The 21,854-nt window shown below is 71.4% G+C and carries 20 protein-coding genes and 2 pseudogenes; 11 read left to right on the forward strand and 11 right to left on the reverse strand.

The genetic code is table 11. From position 1 onward, the window contains the following. The first annotated feature begins 1 nt into the window (after position 1). From ABZT93_RS31545 to ABZT93_RS31560, 4 genes and pseudogenes are all read left to right on the forward strand, one after another. Positions 2 to 400 carry a 6-carboxytetrahydropterin synthase gene (locus ABZT93_RS31545; protein ID WP_356111103.1) on the forward strand — a complete coding sequence of 133 codons (399 nt, stop codon included), beginning with the start codon at positions 2 to 4 and terminating at the stop codon, positions 398 to 400. Further along, positions 397 to 1,581: a glycosyltransferase family 4 protein gene (locus ABZT93_RS31550; RefSeq protein ID WP_356111105.1), complete on the forward strand. Its 1,185-nt coding sequence runs from the start codon at positions 397 to 399 to the stop codon at positions 1,579 to 1,581. The genes ABZT93_RS31545 and ABZT93_RS31550 overlap by 4 nt, the downstream gene beginning before the upstream one ends. Continuing rightward, positions 1,578 to 2,585, forward strand: coding sequence for a class I SAM-dependent methyltransferase (locus ABZT93_RS31555; protein ID WP_356111107.1), 1,008 nt, complete (start codon positions 1,578 to 1,580; stop codon positions 2,583 to 2,585). The genes ABZT93_RS31550 and ABZT93_RS31555 overlap by 4 nt, the downstream gene beginning before the upstream one ends. Continuing rightward, positions 2,582 to 3,754, forward strand: a pseudogene (locus tag ABZT93_RS31560) (lysylphosphatidylglycerol synthase transmembrane domain-containing protein); the annotation flags it as partial. The gene ABZT93_RS31555 and the pseudogene ABZT93_RS31560, both read left to right, overlap by 4 nt. A 113-nt stretch (positions 3,755 to 3,867) precedes the next feature. Here ABZT93_RS31560 and ABZT93_RS31565 read toward each other — a convergent pair. Further along, complete coding sequence (locus ABZT93_RS31565; protein WP_356111109.1) at positions 3,868 to 4,629, reverse strand: creatininase family protein; 762 nt, start codon at positions 4,627 to 4,629, stop codon at positions 3,868 to 3,870. 38 nt (positions 4,630 to 4,667) lie between these two features. Here ABZT93_RS31565 and ribA point away from each other — a divergent pair, with 38 nt between their 5' ends. The 4 genes and pseudogenes from ribA (at position 4,668) to ABZT93_RS31585 (ending at position 7,783) form a co-directional block, all read left to right on the forward strand. Continuing rightward, the gene (ribA, locus tag ABZT93_RS31570) at positions 4,668 to 5,327 is read left to right on the forward strand and encodes a GTP cyclohydrolase II (RefSeq protein WP_356111111.1); all 660 of its coding nucleotides are present in this window, start codon (positions 4,668 to 4,670) and stop codon (positions 5,325 to 5,327) included. Positions 5,328 to 5,437: 110 nt separating this feature from the next. Further along, positions 5,438 to 5,575: pseudogene (locus ABZT93_RS31575) on the forward strand (sarcosine oxidase subunit beta); the annotation flags it as partial. After that, a complete protein-coding gene (locus ABZT93_RS31580) occupies positions 5,572 to 6,636 on the forward strand; it encodes a saccharopine dehydrogenase (protein WP_356111113.1) in 1,065 nt (354 codons plus the stop codon). The pseudogene ABZT93_RS31575 and the gene ABZT93_RS31580, both read left to right, overlap by 4 nt. After that, on the forward strand, positions 6,629 to 7,783 hold the full coding sequence (locus tag ABZT93_RS31585; protein ID WP_356111114.1) for a saccharopine dehydrogenase family protein: 1,155 nt from the start codon (positions 6,629 to 6,631) through the stop codon (positions 7,781 to 7,783). Before ABZT93_RS31580 ends, ABZT93_RS31585 begins: the two co-directional genes overlap by 8 nt. 15 nt (positions 7,784 to 7,798) lie before the next feature. Here ABZT93_RS31585 and ABZT93_RS31590 read toward each other — a convergent pair whose 3' ends face one another. Continuing rightward, entirely contained in the window at positions 7,799 to 9,025 is a 1,227-nt protein-coding gene (locus ABZT93_RS31590) for a serine hydrolase domain-containing protein (protein ID WP_356111116.1), read from the reverse strand. 158 nt (positions 9,026 to 9,183) lie between these two features. On the opposite strand from ABZT93_RS31590, the gene ABZT93_RS31595 reads away from it, so the two are divergent. Next, positions 9,184 to 9,633 (forward strand): PPOX class F420-dependent oxidoreductase, encoded by a 450-nt coding sequence (locus tag ABZT93_RS31595; RefSeq protein WP_356111118.1) that lies wholly within the window; start codon positions 9,184 to 9,186, stop codon positions 9,631 to 9,633. Positions 9,634 to 9,946: 313 nt separating this feature from the next. Next, positions 9,947 to 10,357: a VOC family protein gene (locus ABZT93_RS31600; RefSeq protein ID WP_356111120.1), complete on the forward strand. Its 411-nt coding sequence runs from the start codon at positions 9,947 to 9,949 to the stop codon at positions 10,355 to 10,357. 25 nt (positions 10,358 to 10,382) lie between these two features. On the opposite strand, the gene ABZT93_RS31605 is transcribed toward ABZT93_RS31600, so the two are convergent. Further along, the gene (locus ABZT93_RS31605) at positions 10,383 to 11,741 is read right to left on the reverse strand and encodes an MFS transporter (protein ID WP_356111122.1); all 1,359 of its coding nucleotides are present in this window, start codon (positions 11,739 to 11,741) and stop codon (positions 10,383 to 10,385) included. 125 nt (positions 11,742 to 11,866) lie between these two features. Beyond that, complete coding sequence (locus ABZT93_RS31610; protein WP_356111124.1) at positions 11,867 to 12,532, reverse strand: TetR/AcrR family transcriptional regulator; 666 nt, start codon at positions 12,530 to 12,532, stop codon at positions 11,867 to 11,869. A gap of 129 nt (positions 12,533 to 12,661) precedes the next feature. On the opposite strand from ABZT93_RS31610, the gene ABZT93_RS31615 reads away from it, so the two are divergent. Further along, entirely contained in the window at positions 12,662 to 13,537 is an 876-nt protein-coding gene (locus ABZT93_RS31615) for a shikimate dehydrogenase (protein WP_356111125.1), read from the forward strand. Positions 13,538 to 13,544: 7 nt separating this feature from the next. Here ABZT93_RS31615 and ABZT93_RS31620 read toward each other — a convergent pair whose 3' ends face one another. The 7 genes from ABZT93_RS31620 to tal all read right to left on the reverse strand — a co-directional run bounded on the left by ABZT93_RS31620 (position 13,545) and on the right by tal (position 21,837). After that, positions 13,545 to 15,008, reverse strand: a complete 1,464-nt coding sequence (locus ABZT93_RS31620; RefSeq protein ID WP_356111127.1) for a membrane-associated oxidoreductase — start codon at positions 15,006 to 15,008, stop codon at positions 13,545 to 13,547. Between the two features lie 99 nt (positions 15,009 to 15,107). Then, positions 15,108 to 15,695, reverse strand: a complete 588-nt coding sequence (locus tag ABZT93_RS31625; protein ID WP_356111128.1) for a histidine phosphatase family protein — start codon at positions 15,693 to 15,695, stop codon at positions 15,108 to 15,110. Between the two features lie 7 nt (positions 15,696 to 15,702). Beyond that, complete coding sequence (gene gnd, locus ABZT93_RS31630; RefSeq protein WP_356111130.1) at positions 15,703 to 16,581, reverse strand: phosphogluconate dehydrogenase (NAD(+)-dependent, decarboxylating); 879 nt, start codon at positions 16,579 to 16,581, stop codon at positions 15,703 to 15,705. Between the two features lies 1 nt (position 16,582). After that, positions 16,583 to 18,235: a glucose-6-phosphate isomerase gene (gene pgi, locus ABZT93_RS31635; RefSeq protein ID WP_356111132.1), complete on the reverse strand. Its 1,653-nt coding sequence runs from the start codon at positions 18,233 to 18,235 to the stop codon at positions 16,583 to 16,585. Further along, positions 18,228 to 19,163 (reverse strand): glucose-6-phosphate dehydrogenase assembly protein OpcA, encoded by a 936-nt coding sequence (gene opcA, locus ABZT93_RS31640; RefSeq protein ID WP_356111134.1) that lies wholly within the window; start codon positions 19,161 to 19,163, stop codon positions 18,228 to 18,230. The genes pgi and opcA overlap by 8 nt, the downstream gene beginning before the upstream one ends. Next, positions 19,160 to 20,695 (reverse strand): glucose-6-phosphate dehydrogenase, encoded by a 1,536-nt coding sequence (zwf, locus tag ABZT93_RS31645; RefSeq protein WP_356111136.1) that lies wholly within the window; start codon positions 20,693 to 20,695, stop codon positions 19,160 to 19,162. The genes opcA and zwf overlap by 4 nt, the downstream gene beginning before the upstream one ends. Then, positions 20,692 to 21,837: a transaldolase gene (gene tal / locus ABZT93_RS31650; protein WP_356111137.1), complete on the reverse strand. Its 1,146-nt coding sequence runs from the start codon at positions 21,835 to 21,837 to the stop codon at positions 20,692 to 20,694. The genes zwf and tal overlap by 4 nt, the downstream gene beginning before the upstream one ends. Positions 21,838 to 21,854 lie beyond the last annotated feature (17 nt).

Genomic DNA, 21,854 nt, shown 5'->3' on the forward strand with positions numbered 1-21,854 from the left:
GTTGTTCAGCATCACCGTCCGCGATCACATCATGATCGCCCACAGCTTCCGCGGCGAGGTCTTCGGGCCCGCGCAGCGTCTGCACGGAGCAACGTTCCTGGTGGACGCCACGTTCCGGCGCGAACAGCTGGACGACGACAACATCGTCGTCGACATCGGACTGGCCACCCAGGAACTCGGTGCCGTCGTCAGCGAGTTGAACTACAGAAACCTCGACAACGAACCCGACTTCGCCGGAGTCAACACCTCCACGGAGTATCTGGCGAAGGTCATCGCGGACCGGCTCGCCGAGCGCATCGAGAAGGGTGCGATGGGCGAGGGCGCCAAGGGGCTCGCGGGACTGACCGTCACCCTGCACGAGTCGCATGTCGCCTGGGCGAGTTACGAGCGTGCGCTGTGACCGACATGACGACCGGGCGGGCGGCCACACTCGACTACGTGCCCGTACAGCACACGGCTCTCAAGAAGGCCGAGATCATCCCGATGTCCCTCCGGACCGTGCACTTCCTGATGCCGGGCGGCGTGGACGACCCGACCGCGCCGAGCGGCGGCAACGCCTACGACCGGCGGGTCTGTCTGGACCTGCCCGGCTTCGGCTGGCAGGTCGAGCGGCACGCCGTGGCCGGCAGCTGGCCCAGGCCGGGAGCACCGGCCCGTACCGAGCTGGCCCGCACCCTGCGGGACCTGCCCGACGACACCGTCGTCCTCATCGACGGCCTGGTCGCCTGCGGGGTCCCGGAGATCATCGTCCCCGAGGCGGAACGGCTGAGCATCGCCGTCCTGGTCCACCTGCCGCTCGGCGACGAGACCGGCCTCGAACCCGGGCTCGCCCTCGAACTCGACGCCAGGGAGCGCGAGGTGCTGCGGGCCGTGCCCGCCGTCATCGCCACCAGCGACTGGGCCGTACGCCGGCTCGTCTCCCACCACGGCCTCGCCCCCGAGCGGGTCCACGTCGCCACCCCGGGCGCCGACATCGCCCCCCTCGCCTCCGGCACCGACGGCCTCTCCCGGCTGCTGTGCGTGGCCGCGGTGACGCCCCGCAAGGGACAGCACCGGCTCATCGAGGCCCTGGCCGGCGCGCAGGACCTGCCGTGGAGCTGCGTGTGCGTCGGCGGGATCACCCAGGATCCCGAGTACGTCGCGCATCTGCGGATGCTCATCAAGAAGTACGGCCTCCAGGACCGCCTGCACCTCGCGGGACCCAAGGCCGGGGCCGAGCTCGACGCCAGCTACAACGCCGCCGACCTGATGGTCCTCACCTCCTACGCCGAGACCTACGGCATGGCGGTCACCGAGGCCCTCGCACGCGGCATCCCGGTGCTCGCCACCGACGTCGGCGGAGTCGCCGAGGCGGTCGGCCGCGCCCCCGACGGCGGGGTGCCCGGCATCCTCGTCCCGCCGGAGGACCCCGCCGCCCTCGCCGCCGAACTGCGCGGCTGGTTCGGCGAGGCGGACGTACGACGCCGGCTCAAGGCGGCTGCCCGGGGGCGGCGGGCCGCCCTGGACGGCTGGGCCACCACAGCACGCAGCCTGGCCGGAGTACTCGGCCGACTCCCGAGCGAGCCCAGGAGGGCGGCATGAGGAAGACGGCGACCAAGCAGAGCGGGAAGATCCCGGCACAGCCCGGGCCCCGGGAGGTTCCCTCGGTGAAGCCCACAGTCCCTTCCGACACGGAGTCGGTCATCCCCGGTGCCGGTCCCAGCACCCGCCCCGGCGAGCGTCCCACCGTACGGCTCAGGGACGCCGGACCCGACGACGCTCCGCGTTACGCCCCCGAGTGGCTGGAGCTGCGGGAAGGGCCCGACGCGGCCGCACGGGCGGGCGATCTGCTCGACCCGCTGCGGATCCGGCTGGCCAACCTGCCGGGCAAGGCCGGACTGGTCATCCACGACCTGGGCTGCGGCACCGGCTCGATGGGCCGCTGGCTCGCGTCCCGCCTGGACGGCCCCCAGCACTGGATCCTGCACGACCGGGACCCCTACCTGCTGCACTTCGCGGCCGTCGCCTCCCCGCGCTCCGCCGCCGACGGCAGCCGCGTCACCGTCGAGACGCGCCGCGGTGACGTCGGCCTGCTCACCCCGGACGCCCTCGCCGGCGCCTCCCTGGTGACGGCCTCCGCGCTCCTGGACGTCCTCACCCGCGAGGAGATCGACACCCTCGCCGCGGCCTGCACGGGCGCCGGCTGCCCCGCCCTGCTCACCCTCTCCGTGGCCGGCCGGGTCGAACTCAGCCCCTCCGACCCGCTGGACGAGGAGATCGCCGCCGCGTTCAACGCCCACCAGCGGCGCGGCGGACTGCTCGGCCCGGACGCGGTCACCGTCGCCTGCGAGGCGTTCTCCGAACGCGGCGCGACGGTACGGCTGCACCCCAGCGCCTGGCGCCTGGGCCCCGCCGAGTCCGCGCTCACCGCGCAGTGGCTGCGCGGCTGGGTCGGTGCGGCCGTCGAGGAGCGCCCCGAGCTGAAGGAGCGCGCCGAGCGCTACCTCCAGGACCGCCTGGAGGCCTGCCGCGCGGGCGAGCTGAAGGTCGTCGTCCACCACAGCGACCTGCTCGCGCTGTCCCGCCCGACGGGCGGAGCGTCATGAGCGTGGAGACGGTGCGGCCGGACACGGACCTCCCGGCCCGCGGCACCGGCCGCGCCAAGGCGCCGCTGCCCGTACGGCGACCCGCGGACCCGGCCGGGCCGGGCACGCTCTCCCACCGGGCCCGCACCCTGCGGGCCGAGGTGGTCCAGACCCGGGACGAGCTGCTCACGGCACGGACCGAGGCTCTCGTGGCCCGGGCCGAGATCCTCGAAGCCGCCGGCGTGCCCGCCAGGGACCTGACCGAAGCCGCCGTCTCCCATGACCGGATCGGCGTGATCGTGACCGAGGCCCGGCCCGAGCCCGCTCACCCGGCAGCCCCCCGGTGGCGTACCGCCCTGCGCGCCGTCCTCAACTCGCGCGCCCTGCGCACCCACTTCGGCACCGTCGCCGGTGTCACCATCCTCGCTCTCCTGCTGTGGCGCCTCGGCACCGGCGTCTTCCTGGACGGACTGCGCCGCATCGACGCCGTCGCCCTGCTGGCGGCGCTCGCGATCGGCGTGCTGACCACCGTGTTCAGCGCCTGGCGCTGGCAGTTGGTGGCCCGCGGGCTGCGCATCCGGCTGCCGCTCGGCGGGGCCGTGTCCGACTACTACCGGGCCCTGTTCCTGAACGCGGCGCTGCCCGGTGGCGTGCTCGGCGACGTGCACCGCGCGGTGCGGCACGGGCAGAGCGCCGGTGACATGGGCCGTGGGGTGCGAACGGTCGTCCTCGAACGTGTCGCCGGTCAGATCGCGTTGGCGGTCTTCGGCGGTGCCGTACTGCTCACCATGGACTCCCCGGTGCTGGCCGAGGCCCGCCACCTCGCCCCCGTCGTCGGCCTCGCCGCCCTCGGTGCGCTCGCCGTCGCCGTGGCCCTGCGGATGAACCGGGCCCCCTCCTCGCGCCGGGGCAGGCTCCTGCGCGCGACCCTCGCCGAGGCACGCGAGGCACTGCTGTCCCGCCGCAACTGGCCCGGCGTCACGCTCTCCTCGGCCGTCGTCCTCGCCGGCCACCTCGGGATGTTCGTGCTCGCCGCCCGCATCGCGGGCTCCGACGCCTCCGTTGCCGCCCTGCTGCCGCTGGCCGTGCTCGCCCTGCTCGCTATGGGACTGCCCCTGAACATCGGCGGGTTCGGCCCCCGTGAGGGAGTCACCGCCTGGGCGTTCGCCGCCATGGGCCTCGGCGCCGGTGCCGGCCTCGCGACCGCGATCGTGTACGGCGTCCTCAGCTTCGTGGCGAGCCTGCCGGGCGCCGCCGTTCTGGTCGTCCGCTGGTACGAAGGTCTGCGGCGCCCGGCGGAGCCCTACTCGGCGCCGGATTCGGTCAGCATCGAGAAATACGTCCCGAAGGATGCCGCGAGGTTCTCCAGCAACGCTTTCCCTTTTTCCGCCGAGCCCAGCGAAGGGCGCCCGATGACACCGGAATCGGTGTAACCGGACATACCGAGGGTGAGGAGATGACGACGGTCGTCCGCGACGAAATCGGAGGCCTCGTAACCGGGGCGGAGACATTCCGGGTGCGTGTGCAGAAGAATGGAGGTCTCGATTTCTCCCGCGTGCATGTCGGTGAGCAGCGAGGTGACCACTCCCGCCTCCGTACGGGCGGCCTCCCAGTCCTCCGCGGCCGGGAAGAGCGCCATCCGCTCCCCGCGGGCGGAGGCCTCCTGGACGACGTTGCCCAGCACGTAGTTGCCCCCGTGTCCGTTGACCACGACCAGCGCCTCGACGCCCGAGCGGCGCAGCGAGGCGGCTATGTCCCGCACCACCGCGTGAAGGGTGACGGAGGAGATGCTGACGGTACCCGGCCAGGCCGCGTGCTCGTGCGAGCAGGAGATCGTCACCGGGGGGAGGAGGTGCACCGGGTACGCCGCGGCGATCTGCCGCGCGACGGCACAGGCGACGAGGGTGTCGGTCGCCAGGGGAAGGTACGGGCCGTGTTGTTCGAAGCTCCCGACCGGAAGGACGGCGACCTGTGTTGAGACGCCCGCCCCCCGCGTCCGTACGTCTTCCGTAGTGTCCGTCGGCAACAGACCGTATGCCGTCGACCGTTCTCCCGAACCGCTCATCTTTTCACGGCCTTTCGTCTCTGCTTAGGAAACAGATCATGACAGATAACGTTGGCGTCCTCGGCAAGAAGGCACCACAGCGCACCGGCGTGGAACGCGTGGTCAATGCCCCGCTGCCCACCGTGTACGGGAAATTCCAGGCGGTCGGCTACCTCGATCACGACCGCGGCGACGAACAAGTCGCCCTGGTCTACGGGGACATAGGTTCCGACGACGTCCTCGTACGGTTGCATTCCGAGTGCCTGACCGGTGACGCGTTCGGCTCCCAGCACTGCGAGTGCGGCGACCAGCTGGATGCCGCGCTGCGGGCCGTGGTCAAGGAGGGCAGCGGCATCGTCGTCTACCTGCGGGGCCACGAGGGCCGGGGCATCGGGCTGCTCGCCAAGCTGCGGGCGATGGCGCTCCAGGCCGAGGGCCTGGACACGGTCGAGGCGAACCTCGCGCTCGGTCTGCCGGTGGACTCCCGGGACTACGGCGTCGCCGCCGGGATCTTCCATGACCTGGGCGTGAACTCGGTCCGTCTGATGTCCAACAACCCGCGCAAGCGCGAGGCGCTGGTGCGGCACGGCATCGAGGTCACCGAGACGGTGCCGCTGCTGATCACGCCGTGCGAGAGCAACATCACCTACCTGCGCACCAAGCGGGAGCGGCTGGACCACCACCTGCCCCATCTGGACGCGGTGGCCCACCTGTCCTGACCGTCGGGCGGATTTCGGGAGGGCGGATCCGGACAGGAAGAGGGAAGGACCGACGGCGTCCTCTTCCTCTCCGGACAGCGGACAACCCGCCCGCACCGGCTCTCCGGTGCGGTTGCCTCCGGGGACCGGCCGTCGGCGAGGTCGTCCGCGACCCGTACCTCGGCCGCGTACCCTTCGTGGACATCAGCCCGCTCAGCGCCGGCCGGTTCGCGGCCGACGCCCCGCGCCCGGAGGCCCACCGCGTATGACCGAGCTCCATCTGTGGCTGCGCCACGAGGTCCGCTCCACCGAGCGGCGCACGCCCGTCGTGCCGTCCGACGCCCGGCGGCTCGTCGACAGCGGCGTGACGCTGACCGTCGAGGAGTCCCCGCAGCGGATCTTCCCGATCGAGCAGTACGAGGCGGTCGGCTGCGGTGTCGCGCCCGCCGGTTCGTGGGCCGCCCGGGCGCCGCGGGACGCCGTGGTCGTAGGCCTGAAGGAACTCCCCGACGAACCCCCCGCGTTGAAGCACCGGCACGTCTTCTTCGGGCACGCCTACAAGGAGCAGCCGGGCGCCCTGGACCTGCTGCGCCGGTTCGCCGCCGGGGGAGGGGCCCTCCTGGACCTGGAGTACCTGGTCGACGACCACGGCCGCAGGCTCGCCGCGTTCGGGTACTGGGCGGGTTACCTGGGTGCGGCCCTGGCCGTGCTCCAGCACCGGGGCAGACTCGTCGCGCCCCTCACGCCCACCTCGCAGGAGGAACTGGAGGAGGTGCTGCGGCCGGTCGCCGGGGACGAGGAGTTCACCGCGCTGGTGATCGGAGCGCTGGGCCGCAGCGGCCGGGGCGCCCGCGTCGCGCTCCGGGCCGCCGGGATCGAGCCGACCTGCTGGGACCTCGACGAGACCCGTGACCTGGACCGCCCCGCCCTGCTCGCCCACGACGTGCTGGTGAACTGCGTCCTCGCCACCAGCCCGATCCCGCCCTTCGTCCGCGAGACGGACCTGGACGACCCGGCCCGCCGCCTGCGCACCCTCTCCGACGTCACCTGCGACGTCGGCTCGCCCCTGAACGTCCTGCCGGTCTACGACCGCACCACCGAGTGGGCCGAGCCGGTCCGCCGACTGCACAAGGAACCCCCGCTCGACCTGATCGCCATCGACAACCTGCCGTCCCTGCTCCCGGAGGAGTCCAGCGTCGGGTTCTCGGGGTTCCTGCTGCCCCTGCTGCTGGAGTTCGGGGTCGGTGGACCGTGGGGGCGCTGTCTGGACCGGTTCCACCAGGCGTGCCGTGAACTCGGTATCGAAGAAGGGGAGTCGCGCCGTGGCTGACCTGGTTCCCGCGACCGGCACCGTCCACTGGATCGGTGCGGGGCTCTCCACCGGCAGCGGTCTGGCCGCACTGTGCGACGCGGCCGACCGCGTGCTGCTGTGGCACCGCACCGAGGAGCGGGCGGAAGCGGCCCTCGAAGCGCTGCGGCTCAACGGACGGGCGGCGCCCCGGGCGTACACCCTGTCCGAGCTCGCGGCCGAACTGGTGCCCGGCGACGTCGTCGTGTCGATGCTGCCCGCCCCCGAGCACGCCGGGATCCTCACCGCCTGCGTCCGCGAGAACGCCCACTTCGCGTGCTCCAGCTATGTGTCCGAGGCCGTCCTCGAACAGGTCCCGGCGGCTCGGAAGGCCGGGATCGTCGTCCTCACCGAGGCCGGCCTCGACCCGGGCATCGACCATCTCTTCGCGCACAGCCTCGTCGCCGGGGCCCGTGAGGCGATCGGCGACGCGACACCGGCGTCGTACGGCCTCACCTCCTACTGCGGCGGTGTCCCCGCCGTCCCGAACGACTTCAGGTACCGCTTCAGCTGGGCCCCCGCCGGAGTCCTGAACGCCCTGCGCTCGCCCGCCCGTTACATCGACCAGGGCACCCCGGTCACCGCCGACCGTCCCTGGGAGGCGACCCGGCGCCATGTCGTGGACGGCGAGACCTTCGAGGTCTACCCCAACCGTGACAGCGTCCCCTTCGTCGAGCAGTACGGACTGCCGGCCGCCTGGACCCCGCGGACCTTCGTGCGCGGCACCCTGCGGCTGGACGGCTGGCTGCGGGCCTGGGAGCCGGTCTTCGAGGAGCTGAGGACCGGCGACGACACCCGGATCGCCGCCCTGGCCCAGGAGTTGGCGGCCAGGTATCCCACGACGGACGCCGACCGCGACCGGGTCGTCCTCGCCGTCTCCCTCGACGTGCGCGCGGAGGACGGTCGTACCTGGTCCGGCGGCTATCTCCTCGACCTGGTGGGCGACGAGGAGGACAGCGCCATGGCCCGCTGCGTCTCCCGGACGCTCGCCCTGGGCGTCGGCCACATCCTGGACGGCTCCCTCCCGGCAGGACTGAACCGGGCGGCGGAGACGGCGGCCCGGTCCGAGCAGTGGCTGGGCGAACTCGCCCGCGACGGCGTCCACTTCACCCTCCGGGTCGATCACTAGGCGACCCGGGTCCCCTCAGTCCACCACCGCCTCGTGGACCAGCCGCTTGAGGTCGGGGAAGAGCTTCAGCGTCCTCGGCCGGACCTGGGTGAAGAACTGCACGGTCAGATCGCGGACCGGGTCGACCCAGAAGGTGGTGGAGGCCGCCCCGCTCCAGCCGTGGGTACCGAGGGTCGAGGGGGCGACGGTGCGGGCGGGGTCGATCACCACGGAGACGCCGAGCCCGAAGCCGACGCCGTCGTTGCCGGGTTCGTCGTGGGCCGGTTTGGTGCCGAACGTGCGCAGGTCGGCGCCGCCCGGCAAGTGGTTGGAGGTCATCAGGTCCACCGTCTCGGCGGACAGCAGGCGGGTGCCGTCCAGTTCGCCGCGGCGGCGCAGCAGTTCGGCGAAGCGGTGGACGTCGTACGCGGATGCCGCCATGCCGCCGCTGCCGGACAGCAGGCGGGGGCGGCCCCGCAGCGGCAGTCCGGGGACCGGCTCGATGGTGCCGTCGTCCTTCTCGCCGTACAACTCCGCGAGCCGGTCCGCCTGTTCGTCGCTCACCCAGAAGCCGGCGTCGGTCATCCCGAGCGGTCCGAGGACGCGCTCGGCGAAGAACGCGTCGAGGGTCTGGCCGGACGCGATCTCGATGACCCGGCCCAGGACGTTGGAGGCGACCGAGTAGTTCCACTGCGTGCCCGGCTCGAACTGGAGGGGCAGGCTCGCGTACACGTCGACCGTCGTGGCGAGGTCCGAACCCGGCAGCACGGACGACTCCAGTCCGGCCTCGCGGTACAGGGCGTCGACCGGGTGGGAGTGGTAGAAGGCGAAGGTCAGGCCCGCGGTGTGGGTCATCAGATGCCGGACGAGGATCGGACCGTCCGCCGGGCGGGTCGTGAGGCTGTCCCCGGAACCGTCCACATAGACCCGGGGCTCCGCGAACGCCGGCAGGTACTCGGCGACCGGGTCGTCCAGCGACAGCCGACCCTCCTCCACCAGGATCAGGGCGGCCACCGCGGTGACCGGCTTGGTCATCGAGTAGATCCGCCACAGGGTGTCGGCCTCGACCGGCAGGCCGGCCGCGAGGTCACGGTGGCCGTGCGTGGTGAGGTGGGCGACGCGTCCGCCGCGGGCGACGGACACCAGGAAGCCGGGCATCCGGCCCTCGTCGACGTAGTGGGCGAAGTGCTGGTCTAGGCGGTCGAGTGCCTTCGCGTCCAGACCCACCTCACCGGGATCGACCTCTTGTCGAAGCTGTGCCATCGCTCTCCTCCGTCGCATCCGTCGAGGTGCGGATCGACATACCCGGCCCGGACCACCTCAGACATCATCTTCGCTCAGGAAACCGCGTCGAGCTGCGGGTGGGCCGGGATCCGGCGGTCGCGGGAATGCCGGACGCGGCCGGGCCCGTTGACCGTGGTATGACTCAGGACGCGACGCAGGACGCACTGCTCCGGCTGCTCTCGGAGAGCCACGGCGGGGTGCTGGTCACCCTCAAGCGCGACGGCCGGCCCCAGCTGTCGAACGTCAGCCACGCCTACGACCCCGACGAGCGGATCATCAGGGTCTCCCTCACCGACGACCGCGCCAAGACCCGCAATCTGCGCCGGGATCCCCGTGCCTCGTACCACGTGACGACCTCGGACCGGTGGGCCTACACGGTCGCCGAGGGCACGGCCGAGCTCACCCCCGTGGCGAAGGACCCGCAGGACGACACGGTCGACGAACTCGTCCGCCTGTACCGGGACGTCCAGGGCGAACATCCCGACTGGGACGAGTACCGGTCGGCGATGGTCCGGGACCGGCGGCTGGTGCTGCGGTTGCGGGTGGAGCGGGCGTACGGGATCCCCACCGCGACGGACCGCGGCTGACGGACGCGGCGGCGACCCGGGCCGACCGATCGAGTGCGAGACACCGTCCGGACACGGGATGCCCGCTCTCGCATGTCCCGGCGCCGACGCGGGTGTCGGGGCCCGGTGGGCGGCCGTTCCTGATGGCCGGGGCGAACCGCGCGCCCACGAGTCGTGCCGCACCGCCCGAGCGGCATCCCGCCGCGTTCCTCCGCCCACGACCACGGCCGACGCGGTCCGCCGGTCCTAGGCCCGGGGGCGCAGGGCCGATGGCCGATGTGGCGGGGATCGACCGCTGCCTACGCTGACCGGCACACCGAGGAAAGAGGCCACCATGCCGGTCGACGGCCGCAGCCACATCCGCATCGCCCGCCCCTCCCGGGACCTGGCCGCCGCCGAACGGTTCTGGGTCGAGGGGCTCGGCCTCGGCGTGGTGTGGCGTGCCGAGGGCGGCCCCGAACCCGGCGAGCACGACCTCCTGATGCTCGGGTGGCCGGACGCCGGCTGGCACCTGGAGCTGGTTCACGAGCAGGGCCACCCCGTGGAACCCCGCCCCACCGAGGAGGACCTGCTGGTGATCTACGTCGACGGTCCGGTCCCGGAGGATCTCGTCGCCCGCCTGGAGGCACACGGCGGCAGACAGGTGCCCTCGCCCAACCCGTACTGGAACCAGTGGGGTGTCACCGTGGAGGACCCGGACGGCTACCGGCTCGTGCTGTGCACGCGGGGCTGGTCGAACCGGTAGGCGCGACGGCCGGGCAGGCCCGGGGTCAGGCCGTCACCGTCTCCGGGCGGGGCGCCTCCCGGGGGGTACGTGAGCCGAGGTCCTCCGTGGGGACCTTGTGGGTCTCGCGTGCCGTCACGGCGGCGATCAGCGGCGGGACGCACAGGGCCGCGGTGAACAGGGCCACCGAGGACCAGTCGGTGCCGTCGGGACCAGCGATCTGTGCCGCGAAGGTGACCGCGAAACCGGCCACCGCGAATCCGATCTGGGTGCCGATCGCCATGCCCGACAGCCGGACCCGGGTGGAGAACATCTCGCCGTAGAAGGACGGCCAGACCCCGTTCGCGGCGCTGTAGACGACACCGAAGGCGACGATGCCCAGCAACAGTGTCAGCGGGTAGTTGCCCGTGGAGATCGCCCAGAGGTAGAGGAACATCGTCACCGCGCTGCCCGCCGCGCCGATCAGGAAGACCGGCCGTCGGCCGATGCGGTCCGACAGCGTGGCCCACAGGGGGATCGCGGCGAGCGCGACGAGGTTGGCCAGCGCGCCCACCCACAGCATCGAGGAACGGCTCATCCCGACCGCGTCGCTCGTCGCGTACGCCAGCGCCCACACCGTGAAGATCGTGGAGACCGAGGCGATCAGCGCGCCCCCGATCACCCGCAGCACGTCCGCCCAGTGCTCCCGCAGCAGCACCGCGAGCGGCATCTTCGGAACGCCCTCGGAGGCGGCCTGTCGCTCGAACGCCGGTGTCTCGTCCAGCTTGCGACGGATCACGAAGCCGACCGCGGCGACCACCACGCTCAGCCAGAACGGCACCCGCCAGCCCCAGGACAGCAGCTGGTCCTCGGGCAGCGCGGCGACCGGCAGGAAGACCAGGGTGGCGAGCAGTTGCCCGCCCTGGGTGCCGCTGAGCGTGAAGCTCGTGAAGAAGCCCCGCCGGTGCGCCGGCGCGTGTTCCAGGCTCATGGAGTTGGCGCTGGCCTGCTCGCCGGCCGCCGAGATGCCCTGCAGGACCCGGCACAGCACCAGCAGGACCGGGGCGAGGGTGCCGACCTGGTGGCGGGTGGGCAGACAGCCGATGAGGAAGGTCGACAGGCCCATCAGGATCAGCGTGAAGACCATGATCTTCTTGCGGCCGACCCGGTCGCCGAAATGGCCGAGGAAGAGCGCGCCGACCGGCCGGGCCGCGTAGGCGACGCCGAACGTGGCCAGCGACAGCAGGGTCGCGGTGGCCGGGTCGGACTCGTCGAAGAACACCTTCGGGAAGATCAGGGCTGCGGCGCTGCCGTAGATGAAGAAGTCGTAGTACTCCAGGGCGCTGCCGATCCAGGCGGCGATGGCGGCCTTTTTCGGTTGCCCGACGGCTTCGGCAGGGCCGCGGGGTGCGACGGTGGGCGACACGGGGTGCTCCTTCGGGGGGACTCCGGGAGCTATCCAGGTAATTAACCCACTGGATAGTTAGTAGCGGTTGCGGAGGATGTTGCGCCCGCATGTCCCGCGTGTCAAGGGGTCGTGTCGGGCGCGGATCAGTCCGCCGCGCGCTCCGCCGTCAGGTAGGCGATCACCATGTCGCCCAGCATGGCCCGGTAGTGCGCGCGCTGCTCCGGGGCGACGAGGTCCCGGCCGAAGAGGGCGCCGAAGGTGTGCCGGTTGGCCACCCGGAAGAAGCAGAACGAGCTGATCATGGCGTGCAGATCCACCGCGTCCACGTCGGCCGTGAACAGCCCGGACTCCCGCCCCGAGGCCAGGATGCGGCCGATCACGTCGAGTGCGGGGGAGCCGATCCTGCCGAGCTTCTCGGAGGCGGCGATGTGCTCGGCCCCGTGGATGTTCTCGATGCTGACCAGGCGGATGAAGTCGGGATGCTGCTCATGGTGGTCGAAGGTCAGCTCCGCGAGGCGCCGGATCGCCGCGACCGGGTCCAGGTGCTCGACGTCCAGCTCCTGCTCGGCCTCGCGGATCACGCCGTAGGCCCGCTCCAGGACGGCCGTGAACAACTGCTCCTTGCCGCCGAAGTAGTAGTAGATCATCCGCTTGGTGGTGCGGGTGCGAGCGGCGATCTCGTCCACCCGGGCGCCGTCGTAGCCGGCCCGCGCGAACTCCTGGGTCGCCACGTCGAGGATCTCGGCCTGGGTGCGGGCGGAGTCGCGGATCCGCCCGCCTTGTCGTGCCGGTTCGTCGACGCTGGTCATCGGGTTCCTTCGGGAGTGCGGCCGGTGCCGCAGATTCTAGAAGGCTCCGCCGAGCCCTTCCCCGTCGGCTGCCCGGCTGATATAGCTAACGTACTGGTTCGTACATTAACGCTCGGCTTGGAGGTCCGTGTGGCCAAGGACTCGTTTCTCGTCGGCCTGATCGGCGCCGGTGTCGGCCCCTCACTGAGCCCGGCGCTGCACGAGCGGGAGGCCGACCGGCAGGGACTGCGCTATCTCTACCGGCTCATCGACATCGATGTGCTCGGTGTGCGCCCCGAGGCGGTCGGCGAGCTGGTGCGGGCCGCCCGTGACCTGGGCTTCGACGGACTGAACATCACCCACCCCTGCAAGCAGCAGGTCATCGGGCACCTGGACGCGCTCGCCCCGCAGGCCGAGGCGCTCGGCGCGGTCAACACCGTCGTCTTCGAGAACGGCCGGGCGACCGGCCACAACACCGACGTCACCGGTTTCGCCGCGTCCTTCGCGCGCGGGCTGCCCGACGCGCCCCTGGAGCGAGTCGTACAGCTGGGCGCGGGCGGTGCGGGCGCGGCCGTCGCGCACGCCACGCTCACCCTGGGCGCCGGGCGGGTCACCGTCGTCGACGCGCTCGCCGACCGGGCCGCGGACCTCGCCGCCTCCCTGAACCGGCACTTCGGTGACGGACGCGCGGCCGCGGCCACCCCGGACCGGCTGTCCCCCCTGCTCGCCGACGCCGACGGCCTCGTGCACGCCACCCCCACCGGCATGGCCGCCCACCCCGGCCTGCCCCTCCCGGCCGGCCTGCTCCGCCCCGAGCTGTGGGTCGCCGAGGTGGTCTACCGCCCTCTGGAGACGGAACTGCTGCGGACCGCCCGCGCACTGGGCTGCGCCACGCTCGACGGGGGAGGGATGGCCGTCTTCCAGGCCGTGGACGCGTTCCGGCTGTTCACGGGGCGGGAGCCGGACGCGGCGCGCATGCTCGCGGACATCGGGGAGCTGGCGGGCGCGGTCGGCACCTCCAAGTAACCCCGGATCACTGGCGGTTGACGGTCCGGGTCACACCGGCGAAGACCGTCGTCGCCAGGACCCAGCCCGCGATGACCAGCGCGTACGACAGCGACTGGTACCAGCCGCGCGGGGCGAAGGCGCCCTCCTGGCCGAAGGAGATCACCGGCAGCAGGAGATCGAGGGTGTAGAACAGCGCGTTGAAGCGCGGGGCCTCGTCCGCCTTGAGCGGCGGCGGGTGGTGCAGGCCGTAGGCGACCGTGCCGACGGCGAGCAGGGAGACCAGCCAGACGCAGGCCCGCAGGGGGTGGAAGCCGTAGCCGACGGTGGCGTCCTGGATGTGGCCCCACAGGCGCCCGTACCAGGCGAGCGTGGCGCGGTGGCGGCGCTGCTTGGCGAGTTGGACCAGTCGGGCCGCGCGGTCGTCGCCGATGCGGCGGTAGGCGGCGGTCAACTGCTCGTAGGCGTGGGGGACATAGCCCTCGCGGTCGCGCTCCAGCATGGGCAGGCGGCGCTCGGCGGGCTCCTGCGGGGTGAGCGAGGTGTAGACGAGCTTGTTGAACTGGACCTCCTCCGGCACCACTTCGGGTTCCAGGAACAGATCGTCGATCTGGGCGCGGCGCAGGCTGAGGGTGCCCTGAATGGGCGGCCCCTTGCGCAACCACAGCTCCCCGATGGTGGAACTGTTCGCCCTCAGGGCCGCGTCGCCCGGGTTCGACAGGTGCGCGTACGAGAAGTCGAGCCGGCCCGCGATCCGTGCGCCCCGCAGACCGATCCAGCCGAAGGTGTGCACCCGGCGCAGATGGACGTCGCCCTCCACGACGAGGGTCTGCGCGTCGAGGACGATGTCGCCGGGGTGGCTGAGCCGGGCGTCGATGAGGTTGACGGAGCCGGCGACGGTGGCGCCGTTGAGGCGGACCTCGCCGTGGGCGCGAAGTCCCGGTGCCCACAGGTCGTCGCCGATGGTCATGTGGTTGAGCTGGAGCGCGGGTTCGCCGGCGCCGACCGCGGTGATCTCGGCGCGGTCCATGAACAGCGCTCCGGCGATCTGTGCCCCGCCCAGCCGCACCGGGCCGTTCACCTTGCAGTCCGTCATCCGCAGCACGGCCTCCACCCGCACCGTCGCGGCGGTCAGTCCGGGCAGCACGGAGTTGCTGAGGTTCAACTGGCGCAGCCGGCAGCCGTACAGCACCGGTACGTCGTCGAAGTGGCAGTGGCTGAGACGTACGGCGTGGTCGACCGTCCCGTACTGGAGCCCGAGCACACCGGTGATCCGGGCGCCGGCCAGTTTGAGTGCGGGTATCTCCCCGTCCTCCAGCGGCCCGTTGAGCATCAGCGCCCGCAACACCGAGGCCCGCACGGTACGTTCGGCACCCCACCCGGCGCCGTCCGCCACGTCCTCGTCCTCCGCCGTGCGGAAGTCCACGGCCTCTCCGCGGGGAAAGGCACGCCACACCCGCAGTTCGGCCGGGGTCAGGTTGTTGATCTCCATCAACCGTGACTCTCCAACGCACGCGCCACGGTGTCAACAGGCCCTTCGGGACGACGACGGCCCGGGAGCGTTTGCTCCCGGGCCGTCCTGACCGCCGTTCTAGACCCTGGTGTTCCACTCCGCGATCACCGGACGGTCGTGTTCCGTCGACAGCCGGCTCACCGTGCCGGTCGCCAGCTGGAACAGTCTGCCGTCCGCGGGGGCGAGTCCCAGCCGACGGGCCGTCAGGACCCGCAGGAAGTGGGCGTGGGCCACGAGGACCACGTCACCGTCGGGGAGCGCGGCGTCGACCCGGGCGAGGACCCGGTCGGCGCGGCGGCCGACCTCCTCGGGTGATTCACCGGGGTGTCCGTCCGGGCCGGGCGGGACCCCGTCGGTCCACAGGTTCCAGTCGGGCCGGGTGCGGTGGATGTCGACGGTGGTGACGCCCTCGTAGGCGCCGTAGTCCCACTCGTGGAGGTCGGGGTCGGTCAGGGCCCCGGTGATGCCCGCCAGTTCGGCGGTGCGTATCGCGCGGCCCAGTCGACTGGTCAGCGCGAGCGAGAAGGTCCGGGCCGAGAGGAGCGGAGCGAGTGACTTGGCCTGTTCCTCGCCGTGCTGGGTGAGGGGCAGGTCGGTCCAGCTGGTGTGCTGGCCCGACACGCTCCACTCCGTCTCGCCGTGGCGGACCAGAAGGAGATCCCCCACGGCGCGCCTACTTCTTCGCTTCGACGGCGTGCCCGCCGAACTGGTTGCGCAGCGCCGCGATCATCTTCATCTGCGGGGAGTCGTCCTGGCGGGACGCGAACCGCGCGAACAGCGACGCCGTGATGGTGGGCAGCGGCACCGCGTTGTCGACGGCCGCCTCCACGGTCCAGCGGCCCTCGCCGGAGTCCTGCGCGTAGCCCTTGAGCTTGTCCAGGTGCTCGTCCTCGTCGAGGGCGTTGACCGCGAGGTCAAGCAGCCAGGAACGGATGACGGTCCCCTCCTGCCAGGAGCGGAACACCTCCCGGACGCTGTCCACCGACTCGACCTTCTCCAGCAGCTCCCAGCCCTCGGCGTACGCCTGCATCATGGCGTACTCGATGCCGTTGTGGACCATCTTGGAGAAGTGCCCGGCGCCGACCTTGCCCGCGTGGACATAGCCGTACGGCCCCTCGGGCTTGAGCGCCTCGAAGATCGGCTGGAGCCGCTCGACGTGCTCCTTGTCGCCGCCGACCATCAGGGCATAGCCGTTCTGCAGGCCCCACACGCCGCCGGAGACACCGGCGTCGACGAAGCCGATGCCCTTGGCGCCCAGCTCCTCGGCGTGCTTCTCGTCGTCCGTGTAGCGGGAGTTGCCCCCGTCGACCACGGTGTCACCGGGCGACAGGAGACCGCCGAGCTCGTCCACGACGGACTGGGTGGCGGCGCCGGCCGGGACCATCACCCACACCGTGCGCGGCGCTTCGAGCTTGTCGACCAGCTCGGACAGGCTCGCCACGTCGGAGACTTCGGGGTTGCGGTCGTAGCCGATGACGGTGTGGCCGGCGCGGCGGATGCGCTCGCGCATGTTGCCGCCCATCTTGCCCAGGCCGATGAGTCCCAACTGCATGTCAGTGCACTTCCTTCAGTTCACGGTAGGCGGCCACGAGGGCGGTGGTGGAGGGGTCGAGGCCGGGGACGTCGGCACCTTCGGTCAGGGCGGGCTCGACGCGCTTGGCGAGGACCTTGCCGAGCTCGACGCCCCACTGGTCGAAGGAGTCGATGTTCCAGACCGCGCCCTGGACGAACACCTTGTGCTCGTAGAGGGCGATGAGCTGACCGAGGACCGAGGGGGTCAGCGCGCGCGCCAGGATGGTCGTGGTCGGGTGGTTGCCCTGGAAGGTGCGGTGGGCCACCTGCTCCTCGGCCACGCCCTCCGCGCGCACCTCCTCGGCGGTCTTGCCGAAGGCGAGCGCCTGTCCCTGCGCGAACAGGTTGGCCATCAACAGGTCGTGCTGCGCCTTGAGTTCGTCGCTCAGCTCGTCGACCGGGCGGGCGAAGCCGATCAGATCGGCGGGGATGAGCTTGGTCCCCTGGTGGATCAACTGGTAGTAGGCGTGCTGCCCGTTGGTGCCGGGGGTGCCCCACACCACCGGGCCGGTCTGCCACTCCACCGGGTTGCCGTCCCGGTCCACCGACTTGCCGTTGGACTCCATGTCCAGCTGCTGGAGATAGGCGGTGAACTTCGACAGATAGTGGGAGTAGGGCAGTACGGCGTGCGACTGGGCGTCGTGGAAGTTGCCGTACCAGATGCCCAACAGGCCCAGGATCAGCGGGGCGTTGGCCTCGGCGGGCGCGTTCTGGAAGTGCTCGTCGACGATCCGGAAGCCGTCGAGCATCTCCCGGAACCGGTCCGGGCCGATGGCGATCATCAGGGACAGGCCGATCGCCGAGTCGTAGGAGTAGCGGCCGCCGACCCAGTCCCAGAACTCGAACATGTTGTCCGGGTCGATGCCGAAGTCCGTGACCTTCTCGGCGTTGGTCGACAGGGCGACGAAGTGCTTGGCGACGGCCTTGTCGTCGTGGAGTCCGGCGGGGCCGTCGAGCAGCCAGGTGCGGGCCGAGGTGGCGTTGGTGATCGTCTCGATCGTGGTGAACGTCTTGGACGCGACGATGAACAGGGTCTCCGCCGGGTCCAGGTCGCGGACCGCCTCGTGCAGGTCGGCGCCGTCCACGTTGGACACGAACCGGAAGGTCAACTCCCGTGCCGTGAAGGCCCGCAGTGCCTCGTAGGCCATCGCGGGACCGAGGTCGGAGCCGCCGATGCCGATGTTGACGACGTTCTTGATGCGCTTGCCGGTGTGGCCGGTCCACTCGCCGGAGCGGACCCGGTTCGTGAAGTCGCTCATCTTGTCGAGTACGGCGTGCACGCGGGGCACGATGTTCTCGCCGTCGACCTCGATCACCGCGTCGCGCGGGGCGCGCAGCGCGGTGTGCAGCACCGCCCGGTCCTCGGTGAGGTTGATCCGCTCACCGCGGAACATGGCGTCGCGGAGCCCGAACACGTCGGTGGCGGTGGCCAGTTCCTGGAGCAGGGCCAGGGTCTCGTCGGTGATCAGGTGCTTGGAGTAGTCGATGCGCAGATCGCCGACGCGCACGACGTACCGCTCCGCGCGCCCGGGGTCCGTCGCGAACAGCTCACGCAGATGGGGGGCGCCCGCGGCGCGGTGGTCCTCCAGCGCGGTCCACTCGGGACGGCGCGTCAGCTTGGGGGAGTCAGACATGAGAGGGGGTCTCCTTGGTGGCCTCGCCCCGGAGAGCGACGGCGTACATCTCGTCGGCGTCGAGGCGGCGGAGCTCCTCGGCGATGAGTTCGGAGGTGGTGCGGACCTTCAGCGCGAGGGTGCGGGAGGGCTGGCCCGGCAGGGACAGCGTGGCCAGCGGGCCCTCGGGGCGGTCGATGACGATCTCGCCGTTCGCGGTGCCGAGACGGACGGCCGTGACGACCGGACCGGCGGTGACCACGCGGTCGATCTTCACCTTCAGCCGCGCCTCCAGCCAGCGCGCGAGCAGTTCGGCGGCCGGGTTGTCGGCCTCGGCCTCCACGGCCCCGGAGATGACCTGCGCGCGGGCCTGGTCGAGGGCCGCCGCCAGCATCGAGCGCCACGGAGTCAGCCGGGTCCACGCGAGGTCGGTGTCGCCGGGCGCGTAGGAGCGGACGCGGTCCGCCATGACGTCGAGGGGGTTCTCGACGGCGTACAGGTCGGTGATGCGGCGCTGGGCCAGTGCGCCCAGCGGGTCCTTCGCGGGGTTCTGCGGCGCGTCCACCGGCCACCACACGACGACCGGGGCGTCGGGCAGCAGCAGCGGCAGCACCACGGAGTCGGCGTGGTCGGAGACCTCGCCGTAGGTGCGCAGGATGACCGTCTCGCCGGTGCCGGCGTCGGCGCCCACCCGGACCTCGGCGTCCAGCTTGGACGCCATCCGGTCGCGGGCGGTGCGGGCGTGCCGCTTGATGACGACCAGGGTGCGCGAGGGGTGCTCGTGCGAGGCCTCCTCGGCCGCCTTGATCGCGTCGTAGGCGTTCTCCTCGTCCGTGACGATCACCATCGTCAGGACCATGCCCACGGCCGGTGTGCCGATGGCGCGGCGACCCTGCACCAGCGCCTTGTTGATCTTGCTTGCCGTGGTGTCGGTCAGGTCGATCTTCATGGCCTGCGCCAGCTCCGTCCGTCTCGTGCGAGCATCTCGTCGGCTTCCTCGGGTCCCCAGGTACCCGACGCGTACTGCGCCGGACGGCCGTGGTTCGCCCAGTGCTCCTCGATCGGGTCGAGGATCTTCCAGGACTCTTCCACTTCCTGGTGACGCGGGAACAGGTTGGCGTCTCCCAGAAGGACATCCAGGATGAGCCGCTCGTACGCCTCCGGGCTGGACTCCGTGAACGACTCGCCGTAGGCGAAGTCCATCGTCACGTCCCGGATCTCCATCGAGGTGCCCGGCACCTTCGACCCGAACCGGACCGTCATGCCCTCGTCCGGCTGCACCCGGATGACGATGGCGTTGGAGCCGAGCTCCTCGGTGGCCGTGGAGTCGAAGGGGGAGTGCGGGGCCGTCTGGAAGACGACCGCGATCTCGGTGACCCGGCGGCCCAGCCGCTTGCCGGTACGCAGGTAGAAGGGGACACCCGCCCAGCGTCGGTTGTCGACGTTCAGCCTGATGGCCGCGTATGTGTCCGTGGTGGAGGTCCGGTCGATGCCGTCCTCCTCCAGGTACCCGAGCACCTTCTCGCCGCCCTGCCAGGCGGCCGCGTACTGCCCGCGCACGGCGTGCTCGCCGATGTCCTCCGGCAGCTTCACGGCCCTGAGGACCTTCAGCTTCTCGGTGAGCAGCGACTCGGCGTCGAAGGCGGCCGGCTCCTCCATGGCGGTGAGCGCCATCAGCTGGAGCAGGTGGTTCTGGATGACGTCACGGGCGGCGCCGATGCCGTCGTAGTAGCCCGCCCGGCCGCCGATGCCGATGTCCTCGGCCATCGTGATCTGCACGTGGTCGACGTACGACCGGTTCCAGATGGGCTCGTACATCTGGTTGGCGAAGCGCAGCGCCAGGATGTTCTGGACGGTCTCCTTGCCCAGGTAGTGGTCGATGCGGAACACCTGGTCCGGCTCGAACACGTCGTGGACGAGGGCGTTGAGCTCGCGGGCGCTCTTGAGATCGCGGCCGAACGGCTTCTCGATGACCGCCCGCCGCCAGGACCCCTCGGGCGCGTTGGCCAGCCCGTGCTTCTTGAGCTGCTGGACGACCTTGGGGAAGAACTTCGGCGGTACGGAGAGGTAGAAGGCGTAGTTGCCGCTGGTGCCGCGGGCCTTGTCGAGGTCCTCGACGGTCTGGCGCAGCTGCTTGAACGCCGTGTCGTCGTCGAAGTCGCCGGGGATGAACCGCATCCCCTCGGCGAGCTGCTGCCAGACCTCCTCACGGAACTCGGTCCGCGCGTGCTCACGCACGGAGTCGTGCACGATCTGCGCGAAGTCCTCGTCCTCCCAGTCCCGGCGGGCGAACCCGACGAGCGAGAAGCCCGGCGGCAGCATGCCGCGGTTGGCGAGGTCGTAGACGGCCGGCATCAGCTTCTTGCGGGACAGATCGCCGGTGACGCCGAAGATGACGAGCCCGGACGGTCCCGCGATCCGGGGAAGACGCCGGTCGCGCTCGTCGCGCAGGGGGTTCTCCCAGTCGGCGGTGATGGTCATTCCGCGTCAACTCCCTTGCTGTTCAGCGACTTGGTGACGGCGTCCAGCAGGTCCTGCCAGGCCGCCTCGAACTTGGCGACGCCCTCGTCCTCCAGCTGCTGCACGACCTCGTCGTAGGAGATCCCGAGCGCCTCCACGGCGGCCAGGTCGGCGCGGGCCTGCGGGTAGCCGCCGGTCACCGTGTCGCCGGTGATCACGCCGTGGTCGGCGGTGGCGTTCAGCGTGGCCTCCGGCATGGTGTTGACCGTGCCGGGCGCGACCAGGTCGTCGACGTAGAGGGTGTCCTTGTAGGACGGGTCCTTCACGCCGGTCGAGGCCCACAGCGGGCGCTGCTTGTTGGCGCGGGCGCCGCCGAGGGAGTCCCAGCGCGCACTGCCGAACACCTCCTCGTACGCCTGGTAGGCGAGCCGCGCGTTGGCGAGCGCCGCCCTGCCCTTGAGCGCGAGGGCCTTCTCCGTGCCCAGGACGGTGAGCCGCTTGTCGATCTCGGAGTCGACGCGGGAGACGAAGAAGGAGGCGACGGAGTGGATCGTGGAGAGGTCGAGGCCCTTCCTCGCGGCCTGCTCCAGACCGGCGAGGTACGCGTCCATGACCTCGCGGTAGCGCTCCAGCGAGAAGATCAGCGTGACGTTGACGCTGATCCCGAGGCCGATGACCTCGGTGATCGCCGGGAGGCCTGCCTCGGTGGCGGGGATCTTGATCATGACGTTCGGGCGGTCCACCAGCCAGGCGAGCTGCTTGGCCTCGGCGACGGTCGCCCGGGTGTCGTGCGCGAGGCGCGGGTCGACCTCGATGGAGACCCGGCCGTCCCGGCCGCCGGTCGCGTCGTACACCGGACGCAGCACGTCGGCGGCGGCGCGGACATCGGCCGTGGTCATCATCCGTACGGCCTCGTCGACCGTCACGCCCCGGGTGGCGAGGTCGCTCAGCTGCTCCTCGTAGCCCGCTCCGGAGCCGATGGCGGCCTGGAAGATGGACGGGTTGGTGGTCACGCCGACGACGTGCTTCGTGGCGACGAGCTCGGCGAGGTTCCCCGACTCGATCCGCCCCCGCGACAGGTCGTCCAGCCAGATGGAGACGCCCTCGTCGGAGAGGCGCTTGAGTGCTCCCGCGGTCGCGGTCGCTTCGGTCACAGTGATCATCTTCTTTCTGGCGGTCG

The sequence above is a fragment of the Streptomyces sp. NPDC005303 genome, from assembly GCF_040607335.1.
Lineage (GTDB): Bacteria > Actinomycetota > Actinomycetes > Streptomycetales > Streptomycetaceae > Streptomyces.